At 70.3% G+C, this 16,039-nt stretch carries 13 protein-coding genes; 9 read left to right on the forward strand and 4 right to left on the reverse strand.

From position 1 onward, the window contains the following. The first annotated feature begins 119 nt into the window (after positions 1-119). A complete protein-coding gene (locus ACZ4YL_RS28455) occupies positions 120-2,189 on the forward strand; it encodes a phosphocholine-specific phospholipase C (RefSeq protein WP_468120463.1) in 2,070 nt (689 codons plus the stop codon). A 79-nt stretch (positions 2,190-2,268) separates the two neighbouring features. Next, entirely contained in the window at positions 2,269-2,700 is a 432-nt protein-coding gene (locus tag ACZ4YL_RS28460) for a GNAT family N-acetyltransferase (protein ID WP_373038898.1), read from the forward strand. A gap of 2 nt (positions 2,701-2,702) precedes the next feature. Here the strand turns inward: ACZ4YL_RS28460 and ACZ4YL_RS28465 are convergent, their stop codons facing one another. From ACZ4YL_RS28465 to ACZ4YL_RS28480, 4 genes are all read right to left on the reverse strand, one after another. Beyond that, on the reverse strand, positions 2,703-3,593 hold the full coding sequence (locus ACZ4YL_RS28465) for a phosphatase PAP2 family protein (RefSeq protein WP_468120465.1): 891 nt from the start codon (positions 3,591-3,593) through the stop codon (positions 2,703-2,705). Between the two features lie 92 nt (positions 3,594-3,685). Beyond that, positions 3,686-3,829, reverse strand: a complete 144-nt coding sequence (locus ACZ4YL_RS28470) for a hypothetical protein (protein ID WP_468120466.1) — start codon at positions 3,827-3,829, stop codon at positions 3,686-3,688. Positions 3,830-3,853: 24 nt separating this feature from the next. After that, on the reverse strand, positions 3,854-4,885 hold the full coding sequence (locus tag ACZ4YL_RS28475; RefSeq protein ID WP_314251245.1) for a LacI family DNA-binding transcriptional regulator: 1,032 nt from the start codon (positions 4,883-4,885) through the stop codon (positions 3,854-3,856). A 26-nt stretch (positions 4,886-4,911) separates the two neighbouring features. Continuing rightward, positions 4,912-6,798, reverse strand: a complete 1,887-nt coding sequence (locus tag ACZ4YL_RS28480) for a glycoside hydrolase family 13 protein (RefSeq protein ID WP_468120468.1) — start codon at positions 6,796-6,798, stop codon at positions 4,912-4,914. Between the two features lie 222 nt (positions 6,799-7,020). Between ACZ4YL_RS28480 and ACZ4YL_RS28485 the strand changes: the two genes are divergently transcribed. The 7 genes from ACZ4YL_RS28485 to ACZ4YL_RS28515 all read left to right on the forward strand — a co-directional run bounded on the left by ACZ4YL_RS28485 (position 7,021) and on the right by ACZ4YL_RS28515 (position 16,017). Further along, a complete protein-coding gene (locus ACZ4YL_RS28485; RefSeq protein WP_468120470.1) occupies positions 7,021-8,295 on the forward strand; it encodes an extracellular solute-binding protein in 1,275 nt (424 codons plus the stop codon). A gap of 7 nt (positions 8,296-8,302) precedes the next feature. Further along, the gene (locus tag ACZ4YL_RS28490) at positions 8,303-9,364 is read left to right on the forward strand and encodes a carbohydrate ABC transporter permease (protein ID WP_468120472.1); all 1,062 of its coding nucleotides are present in this window, start codon (positions 8,303-8,305) and stop codon (positions 9,362-9,364) included. A 2-nt stretch (positions 9,365-9,366) separates the two neighbouring features. Further along, a complete protein-coding gene (locus ACZ4YL_RS28495) occupies positions 9,367-10,281 on the forward strand; it encodes a sugar ABC transporter permease (protein ID WP_468120474.1) in 915 nt (304 codons plus the stop codon). A 51-nt stretch (positions 10,282-10,332) separates the two neighbouring features. Further along, the gene (locus ACZ4YL_RS28500) at positions 10,333-11,982 is read left to right on the forward strand and encodes a glycoside hydrolase family 13 protein (protein WP_468120475.1); all 1,650 of its coding nucleotides are present in this window, start codon (positions 10,333-10,335) and stop codon (positions 11,980-11,982) included. Continuing rightward, positions 11,979-12,980, forward strand: a complete 1,002-nt coding sequence (locus ACZ4YL_RS28505; protein ID WP_468120477.1) for a LacI family DNA-binding transcriptional regulator — start codon at positions 11,979-11,981, stop codon at positions 12,978-12,980. Before ACZ4YL_RS28500 ends, ACZ4YL_RS28505 begins: the two co-directional genes overlap by 4 nt. 398 nt (positions 12,981-13,378) lie before the next feature. Beyond that, positions 13,379-14,656, forward strand: a complete 1,278-nt coding sequence (locus tag ACZ4YL_RS28510) for an NlpC/P60 family protein (protein ID WP_468120479.1) — start codon at positions 13,379-13,381, stop codon at positions 14,654-14,656. A gap of 104 nt (positions 14,657-14,760) precedes the next feature. After that, positions 14,761-16,017 (forward strand): hypothetical protein, encoded by a 1,257-nt coding sequence (locus ACZ4YL_RS28515; RefSeq protein WP_468120481.1) that lies wholly within the window; start codon positions 14,761-14,763, stop codon positions 16,015-16,017. Positions 16,018-16,039 lie beyond the last annotated feature (22 nt).

Below are 16,039 nucleotides of genomic sequence, written 5' to 3' on the forward strand. Positions count from 1 at the left end.
TCCGACTGCCGTTCGTCTGACGTACCCGCTGCCGTCACACCGGGCTCCCTCTCCGGTACTCCAGGGGCGCTGTTCTTGGGAGCGCTCAACCACCCTCGACAAAGCAGAGGTCTCTCGCCATGGCAGAACTCAACCGCCGCCGTTTCCTGCAGCTCACCGGCGGCGCCGCCGCCCTGAGCCTGCTCAACGAGAGCATCGCGCGCGCCGCCGCGATCCCCGCACAGGGGACGACCGGAACCATCGCCGATGTCGAGCACATCGTGGTCCTGATGCAGGAGAACCGTTCCTTCGACCACTACTACGGTGCGCTGCGCGGTGTCCGGGGCTTCGGCGACCCGCGCCCGGTGACCCTGCCCAGCGGCAAGTCCGTCTGGCACCAGGCCGACAACGCGGGCAAGGAGACGCTGCCCTTCCGCCCGCCGTCCGACGACCTCGGCATGGAGTTCCTCCAGGGCCTCAACCACGACTGGGCGGGTGGCCAGAGCGCCTTCAACAAGGGCAAGTACGACAACTGGGTGCCCGCCAAGACGCCCGCCACCATGGCGTACCTGACGCGCGACGACATCCCGTTCCACTACGCCCTCGCCGACACGTTCACCATCTGCGACGCCTACCACTGCTCCTTCATCGGCTCGACCGACCCCAACCGCTACTACCTCTGGTCGGGCCACACCGGCAACGACGGCACCGGCGGCGGCCCGGTCCTCAACAACGCCGAGGCCGGCTACGGCTGGACCACCTACCCCGAGCGCCTGGAGCAGGCCGGCATCTCCTGGAAGGTCTACCAGGACATCGGCGACGGCCTCGACGCCGCCGGATCCTGGGGCTGGATCAACGACGCCTACCGCGGCAACTACGGCGACAACTCACTCCTCTACTTCAACAACTACCGGGGCGCCCAGCCCGGAAACCCGCTCTACGACAAGGCCCGCACCGGCACCGACGCCAGGACCGGCGAGGGCTACTTCGACCGGCTGCGCGCCGACGTCGCCGCCGGCACCCTGCCCCAGGTCTCCTGGATCGCCGCCCCCGAGGCCTTCAGCGAGCACTCCAACTGGCCCTCCAACTACGGTGCGTGGTACATCGCACAGGTGCTGGACGCGCTCACCTCCAACCCCGACGTGTGGGCCCGTACCGCGCTGTTCATCACCTACGACGAGAACGACGGCTTCTTCGACCACGTCGTCCCGCCGTACGCCCCGGCCGACGCCAACCAGGGCCTGTCCACCACGCCGACCGCCCTCGACGTCTTCCCCGGCAAGACCGGCTACGTCGCCGGACCGTACGGGCTGGGACCGCGCGTCCCGATGCTCGTCGTCTCGCCGTGGAGCACCGGCGGCTACTCCTGCTCCGAGACCTTCGACCACACCTCCGTGATCCGCTTCATGGAGAAGCGCTTCGGTGTGCACGAGCCCAACATCTCACCCTGGCGCCGCGCCGTCTGCGGTGACCTGACCGCGGCCTTCGACTTCGCCCGCCAGGACACGGCCACGGTGTCGCTGCCCGACACCGGTTCGTGGGAGCCGCAGGACCGCGAGCGCCACCCCGACTTCCGGGCCACCCCGCCGGCCGTGGGGAGCATGCCGCGCCAGGAGAAGGGCCTGTGCCGCACCCGTCCGCTGAAGTACGCCCCGTACGCGGACGGTGCCGCGCTCACCGGCGAGGGCAAGTTCAAGCTGACCTTCAGCGGCGGCCCGGACCTGGGCGCGCAGTTCTACATCACCGCGGGCAACCGGACCGACGCCCCCTGGACGTACACCACCGAGGCCGGCAAGTCGATCTCGGACACCTGGAACACCCGCTACTCCGCCGGCGTCACCGACCTGACCGTCCACGGCCCCAACGGCTTCCTGCGCGGCTTCCGCAACCCGGGCACCACCCCCGGCCCCGAGGTCACCGCCCGCCACAACGCCACCACGGGCAACCTGGACCTCACCCTCACCAACGCCGGGGCGTCGACCGTGACGCTCACCGTCACCAACGCCTACGGCGGCGGCCCCAAGCGCCTCACGGTCGCCAAGGGCGCCACCGTCATGTACAGCGTCTCCCTGAAGAGCACCCGACGCTGGTACGACGTGACGGTCACCGCGTCCGAGCTCGCGGACTTCGGCCGCCGCTTCGCCGGCAAGGTCGAGACCGGCGTGGCCGGCCTGTCGGACCCGGCGATCCTGACGAACCAGGGCTCCTGAGCCGATGACCCCCTGACCGGACAACCGCGCCCGCTCCCCCGGACTTCTCCGGGGGAGCGGGCGCTGCTTGGATGTCGGGATGAGCGATGACCTTCCCGACGGATACGAGATCTCCACCGACGCCGCCCGACTGGACGTCGGGCTCGTCCACCGGTGGCTGTCCGAAGACGCGTACTGGGCGCTCGGGCGCAGCCGGCAGAAGCAGGAGGACGCCATCGCGGGCTCCCTGAACTTCGGCCTCTACGACCAGGCCTCCGGGGCCCAGCTCGCGTACGCCCGCGTCGTCACCGACCGGGCCACCTTCGCCTGGCTCTGCGACGTCTACGTCGATCCCGGCGCCCGCGGCAAGGGGCTCGGCGGGGCCCTCGTCGACGCGGTGTGCGCGCACCTGGAGCCGTACGGGCTGCGCCGGGTGCTGCTCGCCACCGCCGACGCGCACGCCGTCTACGCCCGGGCCGGCTTCGAGCCCCTCACCACGCCCGGGAAGTGGATGGCCCTGGGGCAGCAGTAGCGTCAGGCGCGGGTGCGGACCCGGTTCAGCAGTTCCGTGGCCGGGTGCGGACCCGTGTGCTCGGGGTGGCGGGGCAGGTGGTGGGCGAAGGAGCCGTACCAGGACCGCGAGACCGTGTAGCCGAAGGCCAGGCAGAGCATGCCGCCCACGGCGTCGAGCCAGAAGTGGTTGGCGGTGGCCACGATGACGACGAGGGTCGCCGTCGGGTAGAGCAGGCCCAGGATCCGGGCCCAGGGGGCCGAGGCGACCGCGAAGATCGTCAGGCCGCACCAGAGCGACCACCCTATGTGCATCGACGGCATCGCGGCGTACTGGTTCGACATCTGCTTGAGGTTGCCGGAGGCCATGGAGCCCCAGGTGTGGTGGACCAGCACGGTGTCGACGAAGTTCTGCCCGTTCATCAGCCGGGGCGGCGCGAGCGGGTAGCAGTAGTAGCCGACCAGGGCGACGCCCGTGGTGGCGAAGAGGACCAGACGCGTGGCGGCGTACCGCCCCGGATGAAAGCGGTAGATCCAGACCAGCACGCCGATCGTCACGACGAAGTGGAGCGTGGCGTAGTAGTAGTTCATGCCCACGATCAGCCACGTCACGGAGTTGACCGTGTGGTTGACCGACTGCTCGACGGCGATGCCGAGGGTCCGCTCGACGCTCCAGATCCAGTCGGCGTTGGCGAGGGCCGCCGCCTTCTGCTCGGGCACCGCGTTGCGGATCAGCGAGTACGTCCAGTAGCTGATCGCGATGAGCAGGACCTCGAACCAGATCCGAGGCCGGCGCGGGACACGCAACCGGGAGAGCAGGGTGCGCTCGGACCCCGGGCGGGTCTCGGTCTCGACCACGGTGGGTGATGAGACGTCCGTCCGGGTTTCCAGTGTCTTCACGCTCGATTCACCCATGGGCAGAGTCTGCCAGATGCGTTCCCGCCTCCGATCATCCCTCGGGACGGTCTTCGGCGCAGCCGCTCAGACCTGGGGACGACATGGCCGCGTCAGTCTCCCACCTCTCCCGCCTTCCCCGCGACGATCTGCTGCCCGCGGGTGGCGTCGACCACGATGGGGACGCCGTCGGGGAGCTGTCCTTCGAGGTCGCGGAGCAGGTCCTCGATCGGCGGGAGGCCGCCGGGACCGCGCACGTGGACGTAGAAGGCGGGTACGTCCTAGTCCCGGCGGCGCTGGCCCGGGCCCGAGGCCGTGGAGCCGCGCACCACCAGTTCGGGCAGGAAGACGAACTCGCTGTGCGGGGCCGGCGTGCCGCCGATCTCCTCCAGCAGGGTCCGGACCGCCGCCTGCCCCATCGCCTGCACGGGCTGGCGGATGGTCGTCAGCGGCGGGTCGGTGAACGCTATGAGCGGGGAGTCGTCGAAGCCGACCACCGACACGTCCTGCGGCACCTTCAGCCCCTGCTGCCGGGCCGCCCGGATCGCGCCGAGCGCCATCATGTCGCTCGCGCACACCACCGCCGTGCAGCCGCGCGAGATCAGCGCGGCCGCGGCGGCCTGTCCGCCCTCCAGCGAGTAGAGGGAGTGCTGGATCAGCTCCTCGATCTCGGCCTCGCCGAGTCCGAGCCGCTCCTTCATCCCGAGCCGGAAGCCCTCGATCTTGCGGAGGACCGGCACGAAGCGCTTCGGTCCGACCGCGAGCCCGATGCGGGTGTGCCCGAGCGCGGCGAGGTGGGTGACGGCGAGCTGCATCGCGGCCCGGTCGTCGGGGGAGACGAAGGGGGCCTGCACCTTCTCGGAGAAGCCGTTGATCAGGACGTACGGGACGCCCTGCCCGCGGAGTTGGTCGTAGCGGCCCATGTCGGCCGTGGTGTCGGCGTGCAGGCCGGAGACGAAGATGATCCCGGAGACGCCGCGGTCGACCAGCATCTCGGTCAGCTCGTCCTCGGTGGACCCGCCGGGCGTCTGCGTGGCCAGCACCGGCGTGTACCCCTGCCGGGTCAGGGCCTGGCCGATGACCTGGGCGAGCGCCGGGAAGATCGGGTTGTCCAGTTCAGGAGTTATCAGACCGACGAGCCCCGCACTGCGCTGGCGCAGCTTCACGGGCCGCTCGTAGCCGAGTACGTCGAGGGCGGCCAGCACGGATTCGCGGGTGCCTGCGGCCACACCGGGCTTGCCGTTGAGCACGCGGCTGACTGTGGCTTCGCTGACCCCCGCCTGGGCTGCGATGTCGGCTAGCCGTGCGGTCACGGGATTGGACTGTACCGGTCGGACGTTCACCATGACCACCACGTGCACGAATCCGGGGGAAGCCGGACGGTGCGGCCGTCCGTCTCCACCGGGGCGCTGGAGAGTACGGGACGCCCGGGCGCGGGAAGTTCGACCGGGCCGGGGCGGCTGTTGAGGGTGCAGGCGAAACCGGGGCGGGTGAAGAGGAGCACGCCCTCGGGGGCGGACTGCCAGCGCATTCCGCATGCGTACGGGCCGTACGGGCCGTACGGGGCTTCGACCGAGGCATCGGCACCCGCCCCGGTCCCCGCCCCCGCCCCGGTCCCCGCCTCCGGTGCGCCCAGCCCCGGCATCGCCCGGCGCAGTTCCAGGGCGGCGCGGTAGAGCTCCAGCGTGGAGTGCGGGTCGCCGGTCTGCGCGGCGACGCTGAGGCCGCCCCAGCCGGCGGGCTGCGGGAGCCAGCTGCCGGCCGGCCCGAAGCCGTACGGGGGCTCCGCGCCGGACCAGGGGAGCGGCACCCGGCACCCGTCGCGCAGCCCGTCCTGTCCCTCCGGCTCCGACGTGGTCGCGGGACCGGGGGCGGCCCCGGACGCGCCCTCGGGCCGGGGCCCCGGCCCGGCAGGTGCGCTGACCTGCGGTCCGCGTGCGGCGGGGGCAGGGGACGCGGCCCCGCCGGCCTTCCCCTCCGGCCCCTCCGACCCCGCCGGGCCGTCCGTGTCCCACAGCTGACGGCGCCCGCGGCGGAAGGCCGGGTCCTGGCGGACCTGGTCCGGGAGGTCCGCCACCTCCGGGAGGCCGAGCTCCTCGCCCTGGTAGAGGTACGCCGACCCGGGCAGGGCCAGCATCAGCAGGGCGGCGGCCCGGGCCCGGGCCAGGCCGCGGGCCCCGCCGCCGTAGCGCGTCACATGGCGTACGACGTCGTGGTTGGACAGCACCCAGGTGGTCGGGGCGCCGACGGCGGTGGTGGCGGCCAGGGACTCGTCGATGACGGTGCGCATCGCGGCGGGGTCCCACGGGCAGTTGAGGAAGCGGAAGTTGAAGGCCTGGTGCAGTTCGTCGGGGCGCACGTACAGGGCGAGCCGCTCCGAGGTGGGCGCCCAGGCCTCGGCGACCCCGATGCGCCCGCCCGCGTAGGAGTCGAGGAGGCGGCGCCAGGAGCGGTGGATCTCGTGGACCCCGTCCTGGTCGAAGAAGGGGAGCGGCTCGGTGCCGATGAGGGTGGCCTGGGCGCCGCGGCCGATGTCCGGCAGGCCCGGGGCCTTGACCATCCCGTGGGCGACGTCGATGCGGAAGCCGTCGATGCCGAGGTCGAGCCAGAAGCGCAGCACGGAGGCGAATTCCGCGGCGACCTCGGGGTGGTCCCAGTCGAGGTCCGGCTGCTCGGGGGCGAAGAGGTGCAGGTACCAGTCGCCGTCCGGGACCCGGGTCCAGGCGGGGCCGCCGAAGATCGACTCCCAGTCGTTCGGGGGCTCGGCGCCGTCCGGCCCCCGCCCGGGACGGAAGTGGTAGCGCTCGCGGGCCCCCGGATCCCCGGCGAGGGCGGCGCGGAACCACGGGTGCTGCTCGGAGGTGTGGTTCGGCACCACGTCCACGATGACCCGCAGCCCCAGCGCGTGCGCGGCCCGGACCAGCTCGTCGGCGTCGGAGAGGTCCCCGAAGAGGGGGTCGACGGCCCGGTAGTCGGCGACGTCGTAGCCGCCGTCCGCCTGGGGGGAGACGTAGAAGGGGGTGAGCCACACGGCGTCGACCCCGAGGCGGGCGAGGTGGGGGAGTCGGGAGCGGACCCCGCGGAGGTCGCCGATGCCGTCTCCGTCGCTGTCGGCGAAGGAGCGTACGTACACCTGATAGATGACGGCATCGCGCCACCAGCCACCGCTCGCGGTCGCGTTGCTGGAAGAGCTTGCAAGCTGGACGGCCGTCGAGTCGTGGGTCATATCGGGGTCAACGCGGGTACATGCCCCCTGGTTGCGGGCCCAAGCAGTCGAAGGTGACTCGAACTAACAGCAAGCTGCGGCAACCGTACGGACACACGGATGTAACGATCGCCTCCGCTTGCAGAAAGTTTGCGCAAGGTCTTTCGGTCCTCTTTCAGTCTTGTTACGTTCCTGGCAACTCGGGACCGCGAGGGCGCGGCCGGGATCATCGAAGGAGTTCATATGCGGCGTGGCATAGCGGCCACCGCGCTGGTCGCGACCCTGGCGCTCGCGGCGACGGCTTGCGGTGGGGACGACAAGGACGCGGCCGACGGCACCAAGGCAGGCGGCGAGCTTTCCGGCACGGTCACGTGGTGGGACACCTCGAACGACGCCGAGAAGGCCAGCTTCCAGAAGATCGCCGAGGCGTTCACCGCGAAGCACCCGAAGGTGACCGTCAAGTACGTCAACGTCCCGTACGGCGACGCGCAGAACAAGGTCAAGAACGCCTTCAGCAGCGGCTCCGACGCGCCTGACGTCATCCGTGCCGACGTCGGCTGGGTCGCGGACTTCGCCTCCCTCGGCTACCTCGACGAGGTTCCGGCCGAGACGGCGAAGAAGGTCGACGCCGAGTTCCTCCCGCAGGCTGCGGCCAGCGGCAAGTTCGAGGGCAAGACCTACGCCGTCCCGCAGGTCATCGACAGCCTCGGCCTCTTCTACAACAAGAAGATGCTCGCCGACGCCGGCGTCCAGCCCCCCAAGACGCTGGCGGAGCTGAAGACCGCCGCCGAGGCCATCAAGGCGAAGACCGGCAAGGCCGCTCTCTACCTGCGCGGCGACGACTCCTACTGGTTCCTCCCGCTGATCTACGGCGAGGGCGGCGACCTCGTCGACGCGAAGAACAAGACGGTCACCGTCGACAACGAGGCGGGCGTCAAGGCCTTCAAGACCGCCCGCGACCTGGTCAGCTCCGGCGCGGCGATCACCAACGCCACCGACGGCTACGCCAACATGCAGACGGCCTTCAAGTCCGGCGAGGCCGCCATGATGATCAACGGCCCGTGGGCCGTCGCCGACACCTACGCCGGCGACCAGTTCAAGGACAAGGCCAACCTCGGCATCGCCGCCGTCCCGGCCGGCTCCGCCAAGGCCGGTGCCCCGCAGGGCGGCCACGACCTCGGCGTCTACGCCGGCTCCAAGAACACCGCCGCCGCGCACGCCTTCGTCGAGTACATGACCTCGCAGGAGGTCCAGGTGCAGTCGACCAAGGAGCTCAGCCTGCTCCCGACCCGGACCGCCGCCTACGAGCTGCCGGACGTCAAGGGCAACGAGATGGTCCAGTTCTTCAAGCCGGCCGTGGACAAGGCCGTCGAGCGCGCCTGGATCCCGGAGAACGGCTCCCTCTTCGAGCCGCTGAAGGTCGAATACACCAAGGCGATCACCGGGGCGTCGAGCCCGGAGGACGCGGCCAAGGCGGCCGGCGTCGAGTTCCGCAAGATCCTCAAGGGCTGGAAGTAACGAAACCATGGCTGCTCACACCAGCCAGTCGGTGGCGAAGGCCGCGGGCGACGACGTCGAGAACGACGTCGCCGCCCGCGGCCGGAGCCGCAGGACTGACAGCGACAGCGGTAACCGCGGCGGTGCCCGCGGTGGAAAAGGCGCGTCCGGCCTCCGGCGCGCCGTCGGCACGCACTGGTACGCCTGGGCCATGGTCGCCCCGGTGGTGCTCGTCCTCGGCGTGATCATCGGCTGGCCGCTGGTCCGGGGCGTCTACCTGTCGCTGACCGACGCCACCGAGCGCAACGTCTCGCGCACCATCGGCGCCCGGCACATCGAGGCGACGTACGAGTTCGTCGGACTCGACAACTACGTGGCCGTGCTCAGCGACCCGGTGTTCCTGCAGCGGCTGGTGTGGACGGTGACGTGGACCGTCGCGTGCGTGTCCATCACCTTCACGCTCGGTCTGATCCTGGCCAACATGCTCAACCGGGACTTCCGGGGCCGCGCCGCCTACCGGATGGCACTCATCCTCCCCTGGGCCGTCCCCGGCTTCGTCTCCGTCTTCGCCTGGCGGTTCCTCTTCAACCGCGACAACGGCATCCTCAACAAGATCCTCGACGGTGGCGGCATCGCCGCGATCCCGTGGCTCGACGACCCGACCTGGGCCAAGTTCTCGGTCGTCGCCGTCAACGTCTGGCTCGGCGTCCCCTTCATGATGGTCGCCCTGCTCGGCGGCCTGCAGTCGATCCCCGGCGAGCTCTACGAGGCCGCCGAGATGGACGGCGCCAGCGCCTGGCAGCGCTTCCGGCACATCACCCTGCCCGGACTGCGCGCGGTGAGCATGACGGTGATCCTGCTCTCCACCATCTGGACCTTCAACATGTTCCCGGTGATCTTCCTCCTCACCCGGGGCGGTCCCGGCGACTCCACCGAGATCCTGGTGACCCAGGCCTTCCGCGAGGCGTTCGTGTCGAGCCCGCGCGACTTCGCCGGCTCGGCCACGTGGGGCGTCCTGATCCTCGCCCTGCTCATGATCTTCGCGCTGGTCTACCGGCGCTCGCTGCGCAAGCAGGGAGAGGTGTGGTGACCATGTCCACTGCGACCACCGCTCGTACGGCCACCGACAGCAAGGCGACGACCACCGGCAAGGCGACCGCCGGCAAGGCGACCGCCCGTGCCCGGGGCAGCCGTTCCCCGCTCGCATCCGTCGGCCTGCACGCCACCCTCGTCGTGGCGTCCGTGATCGCCGTCTTCCCGGTGCTGTGGATCGTGCTGACCTCGCTCAAGCCGGCCAAGCACGCGGTCACCACCGACTTCGTCAAGGAACCGACCCTCGGCAACTACACGAACCTGCTGCAGGAGAGCCACTTCCTCAGCTGGTTCGCCAACTCCGTCCTGGTCGCCGGCGTCACCACCGTCCTCGGTGTCTTCATCGCCGCCACCACCGGATACGCGGTCAGCCGCTTCAAGTTCCCCGGCATGAAGCCGCTCATGTGGACCCTGCTCATCACGCAGATGTTCCCGATGGCGATCCTCATCGTCCCGCTCTACAACCTCATGGGCGACCTCGGCCTGCTCAACCAGCCGCTCGGCCTGATCATCACCTACCTCACCATCGCCGTGCCGTTCTGCGCCTGGATGATGAAGGGCTTCTTCGACACCATCCCGGTGGAGATCGACGAATCGGGCCGCGTCGACGGACTCAACCCCTTCGGCACCTTCTGGCGCCTGATCCTGCCGCTCGCCAAGCCCGGCCTCGCCGTCACCGGCTTCTACGCCTTCATCACCGCCTGGGGCGAGGTCGCGTACGCCTCCGCCTTCATGGTCGGGGAGGAAAACCTCACCCTGGCCGGCGGACTGCAGACCTTCGTCACGCAGTACACCTCCAACTGGGGAGCCATGAGCGCCGCCTCGGTCCTCATCGCCATCCCCGCGGCGATCTTCTTCGTCTTCGCCCAGCGTCACCTCGTCGCCGGGATGACGGCAGGCGCCACCAAGGGCTGACCACCCGAGCCTGCCCCCTCTCACCCCCGGCCCGATCTCTCCAAGGACACCATGACCCAGCACCTCGCCGACGCACTCCCCACCTCCACCGGCACGCAGCCCGGCTGGTGGAGAGAAGCGGTGATCTACCAGGTCTATCCGCGCAGCTTCGCCGACTCCAACGGGGACGGCATGGGGGACCTCGAAGGCATCCGCAGCCGCCTGCCCTACCTGAAGGAGCTGGGCGTCGACGCCGTCTGGCTCAGCCCCTTCTACGCCTCCCCGCAGGCCGACGCCGGCTACGACGTCGCCGACTACCGGGCCATCGACCCCATGTTCGGCACCCTGCACGACGCCGACGCCGTGATCCGCGAAGCCCACGAACTGGGCCTGCGCATCATCGTGGACCTCGTCCCCAACCACTGCTCCGACCAGCACGAATGGTTCAAGCAGGCGCTGCGCCAAGGCCCCGGCACCCCGCTGCGCGAGCGCTTCCACTTCCGCCCGGGCCGCGGCGCGGACGGCGCGGAGCCCCCGAACGACTGGGAGTCGATCTTCGGCGGCCCCGCCTGGACCCGGGTCGCGGACGGCGAGTGGTACCTGCACCTCTTCGCCCCCGAGCAGCCCGACTTCAACTGGGAACACCCCGCCGTCCAGGACGAGTTCCGCTCCATCCTGCGCTTCTGGCTCGACCTCGGAGCCGACGGCTTCCGCGTCGACGTCGCCCACGGCCTGGTCAAGGCGCCCGGCCTGCCCGACCTCGGTGCCAAGGACCAGCTCAAGCTGCTCGGCAACGACGTCATGCCCTTCTTCGACCAGGACGGCGTCCACGAGATATACCGCTCCTGGCGCCGGATCCTCGACGAGTACGAGGGCGACCGCGTCCTGGTCGCCGAGGCATGGACCCCGACCGTCGAGCGCACGGCCCTCTACGTCCGCCCCGACGAGATGCACCAGGCGTTCAACTTCCAGTACTTGACCAGCGACTGGGAGGCGACGGCGCTCCGCGAGGTCATCGACGGCTCGCTGGCCGCCATGCGCACCGTCGGCGCCCCCACCACCTGGGTGCTGTCCAACCACGACGTCACCCGGCACGCCACCCGCTTCGCCAACCCCGCCGGCCTCGGCACCCAGCTGCGCGAGCCCGGCGACCGCGAGCTGGGTCTGCGCCGGGCTCGCGCGGCGATCCTGCTGATGCTGGCACTGCCCGGTTCGGCCTACGTCTACCAGGGCGAGGAGCTCGGCCTGCCCGACGTCACCGACCTGCCGGACGAGGTCCGCCAGGACCCGTCGTTCTCCCGCGCGGCGGGCCAGGACGGCTTCCGCGACGGCTGCCGGGTCCCCATCCCGTGGTCGGGGACCGAGGCCCCGTACGGCTTCGGCACCGGCGGCAGCTGGCTCCCGCAGCCGGACTCCTGGGCGGACCTGAGCGTGGAGGCGCAGACCGGCGACCCGTCCTCCACCCTGGAGCTGTACCGGTCCGCCCTGCGGCTGCGCCGCGAGCGCCCGGACCTGGGCGCGGGCGAGTCGGTGGACTGGCAGGAGGCTCCCGAGGGCGTCCTGGTCTTCCGCCGGGGGGACTTCCTCTGCACCGCGAACACCACCGGCACGGCGGTACGGTTCCCCGTCGAAGGGGAGGCCCTGCTGTCCAGCGGCGCGACGGTCGAGGACGGCGTGCTGCCGGCCGACACCACGGTGTGGTGGCAGGTGACGTCGGGGTGACCTCCCCCCTCCGGCTGACGGACATCGCAGCGCAGGCCGCGGTCAGCGAGGCGACCGTCAGCCGCGTGCTCAACGGCAAACCGGGCGTGGCGGCCGGCACCCGGCACAAGGTGCTGGCCGCGCTCGACCTGCTGGGCTACGAGCGTCCCGTACGGCTCAAACGGCGCAGCAACGGGCTGGTCGGGCTGCTCATCCCGGAGCTCACCAACCCGATCTTCCCGGCGTTCGCGCAGGTCATAGAGCAGGCGCTGGCCGGGCACGGGTACACGCCGGTGCTGTGCACGCAGACCCCGGGCGGGGCCACCGAGGACGAACTGGTGGAACAGCTGGAGGAGCGCGGGGTCACCGGGATCGTCTTCCTGTCGGGCCTGCACGCCGACGCCCACGCAGACCCGGCGCGCTACCAGAGACTGGCGGCGCGCGGGCTGCCGTTCGTCCTGATCAACGGCTTCAACGAGCAGGTGAACGCCCCGTTCATCTCCCCGGACGACCGGGCGGCGGCGGACATGGCCGTACGGCACCTGCAGGACCTGGGGCACCGCAGGATCGGGCTCGCGATCGGGCCGACGCGCTACGTGCCGTCGGCCCGCAAGGAGCAGGGATTCCTCGCGGCGCTGCCGACGGCGGCGGCGGACGGGCTGATCCAGCGCACGCTCTTCACGGTGGAGGGCGGACACGCGGCGGGCATGGCCCTGCTGGACCGCGGCTGCACGGGCATCGTGTGCGGCAGCGACCCGATGGCGCTCGGCGTCATCCGGGCGGCGCGCGAGCACGGGCTGCGGGTGCCGCAGGACGTGTCGGTGGTCGGCTTCGACGACTCACCGCTGATCGCGTTCACCGACCCGCCGCTGACGACGGTCCGCCAGCCGGTACGCGCGATGGCGACGGCGGCGGTGGGCGCCCTCCTGGAGGCGGTGTCGGGCACCCCGGTCCAGCGCACGGAGTACGTCTTCCAGCCGGAACTGGTGGTGCGCGGCTCGACGGCCGAGGTGCCTTAGCAGCTCCGCCGGGCGGGGGTGGGCTACAGCCCACCCCCGCTTTTTTCTTTCTCTGAACAGAAAATCCTGGGTGGGATTCACGTCATGTTCGGCCGCTCGGCCGTGACATCGACTGCCCATAACATGGGCATTTAAGCGTCTATAGGGGCGCAAAATATCCCGCTGTATTGAGCCAGACTCGACGCTCTGGATCCGAGTCATTTTCAATAAATGTTGACGCTGGGTGGGTCGGGCCGTGATGCTCTTCCCGTCTGACCCGGTGTCAAGGCGGCAAGCAGGGGGGCCTGTTGACGTCATCGCCATCGCCACCGTAGGCGCACACGTTCGTGCGTGACGGCCTCTCGCGCCGGGTCGGATGGAGTTATGTGTCATGCACTCGTCAGCAGGGGGGATCCTTCATGTCGAACACGCACGCCTTGGGTCGCGGGGCCGCGGCCGGAGTGGCCGCCGCAGGGTTGATCGTCAGCCTTCTGGCCGCCGCACCGGTACACGCGGCCGAACCGGTCCCGACACGGTCCGCCGCCGACCTCGCGGCCATCGACAAGGGCGGCGCCGGCCAGGGCGCGTCCGTCGCACCGTCCCAGGCGGCCGCCGGGCCCTCGATCACCCGCAGCCAGGTGATCAATCGGGCCGCGTCCTGGGTCGGGATCGGGCTCCAGTACAGCTGGGACAACACCTACGAGGGCTATCGGACGGACTGCTCCGGCTTCGCCTCGATGGCCTGGAAGCTCTCCAAGCCCGGTCTGGACACCACCAGTTTCGTCCCCTCCGGTGTCGCTTCCTGGATCGGCAAGGGCGACCTGAAGCCCGGCGACGCGATGCTCAACGACGCGGCCGGGGCCAACGGCCACATCGTCGTGTTCGGCGGCTGGGCCAACTCCGCGCGCACCTCGTACATGGGCTACGAGTTCACGGGCAGCGGGATGCACTACCGCGAGATCCCCTACCCCTACTACTCCGGCCACGGCACCTTCCGGCCGGTCCGCAACAACAGCATCGTCGACGACAACCCTGGTGATCTGCCGGTTGCGGGGAATTGGGATGGTGGTCCGGCGTCGAATGTGGGTGTCTGGCGCAACGGTATCTTCCACCTGCGTAATGACGACGGTTCGGCCACGTATGTGGACTGGGGTGGTGGCAGTGACCTGCCGGTGTCCGCGAACTGGGACGGTGCGGGTCCGGACAATGTGGGGATCTTCCGTCCGTCGACGGGTCAGTTCCACCTGCGGATGGATGACGGCAGTCTGACGCTGATCGACTGGGGTGGGGGCACGGACCAGCCGGTCGCGGGTAACTGGGACGGCGGCGCGGCGGCGAACGTCGGTATCTGGCGCAATGGCACGTTCCACCTGCGTAACGACGACGGTTCGGCGACGTATGTGGACTGGGGTCAGGCGGGCGACCGCGCGGTCTCGGGGAACTGGGACGGTGTCGGCCCGGACAACGTCGGGATCTTCCGTCCGTCGACGGGTCAGTTCCACCTGCGTATGGACGACGGCAGCCTGGTCGTCCTGGACTGGGGCGGCGGCAACGACATCCCCGTCGCGGGTAACTGGGACGGCGGCAACGGCGGTCCCGCGGCGAACATCGGCATCTGGCGGCCCTCGCAGGCCACCTTCCACCTGCGCAACGACGACGGCTCGGCGACCTACATCGACTGGGGACAGCCCCGATAAGCCCTGAGCCCCTCCCCGGGGGTGCGGCCCAACGCGCCCCCGGGGCCCACCGGCACGCCCAGCCATCAGCCGCTCATGACCGAACGGGACCAGGACACCTCACCATGAACCGAATCGCACGCCGGCCCTTAGCAGCCCTCACCACGTCCGCCGCGCTGACCGCCGGCCTGCTCGCCTCGGCCTCGACCGCTCACGCGGTCGGCGCCGACCTCTCCGACCCGAGGACCGTGTCGGCCATCCCGAACTACTCCTGCGGCACGCAGACCGACTCCGACCGCGCCCTCGCCGCCGAGCTGAACTACCAGCTCACCGGCACCCTGCGCGGCTACCTGACCTCCTACCGGGTCTCCTGCGCCCGAGCGATCACCGAAGCCGTCCGTGCCCGCGGCCTTCCCGAGCGGGCCGCCGTCCTCGCCGTGACCACCGCCATCGTCGAGACCACCCTGCACAACAACCCCAACATGGAGGACCACGACAGCGTCGGCCTCTTCCAGCAGCGGGCCAACTGGGGCACCTTCAACCAGCGCATGGACCCGACCTGGGCGACCAACGCCTTCCTCAACGCGATGCTCAAGGTGAGCAACTGGCAGAGCAGGCCGATCGGCGAGGTCTGCCAGGCGGTCCAGATATCCGCCCACCCCGACCGGTACGGGAACCAGGCCGCCGACGGCCAGCGCCTCGTCAACGCCCTCTGGAACGGCGATCTGCCGGTTGCGGGGAATTGGGATGGTGGTCCGGCGTCGAATGTGGGTGTCTGGCGCAACGGTATCTTCCACCTGCGTAATGACGACGGTTCGGCCACGTATGTGGACTGGGGTGGTGGCAGTGACCTGCCGGTGTCCGCGAACTGGGACGGTGCGGGTCCGGACAATGTGGGGATCTTCCGTCCGTCGACGGGTCAGTTCCACCTGCGGATGGATGACGGCAGTCTGACGCTGATCGACTGGGGTGGGGGCACGGACCAGCCGGTCGCGGGTAACTGGGACGGCGGCGCGGCGGCGAACGTCGGTATCTGGCGCAATGGCACGTTCCACCTGCGTAACGACGACGGTTCGGCGACGTATGTGGACTGGGGTCAGGCGGGCGACCGCGCGGTCTCGGGGAACTGGGACGGTGTCGGCCCGGACAACGTCGGGATCTTCCGTCCGTCGACGGGTCAGTTCCACCTGCGTATGGACGACGGCAGCCTGGTCGTCCTGGACTGGGGCGGCGGCAACGACATCCCCGTCGCGGGCAACTGGGACGGCGGCAACGGCGGTCCCGCAGCGAACATCGGCATCTGGCGGCCCTCGCAGGCCACCTTCCACCTGCGCAACGACGACGGCTCGGCGACCTACATCGACTGGGGACAGCCCAGGTAGGCGACAGCCCGGGTAGGCCGAC

This window comes from Streptomyces sp. NPDC030021 (assembly GCF_055574035.1).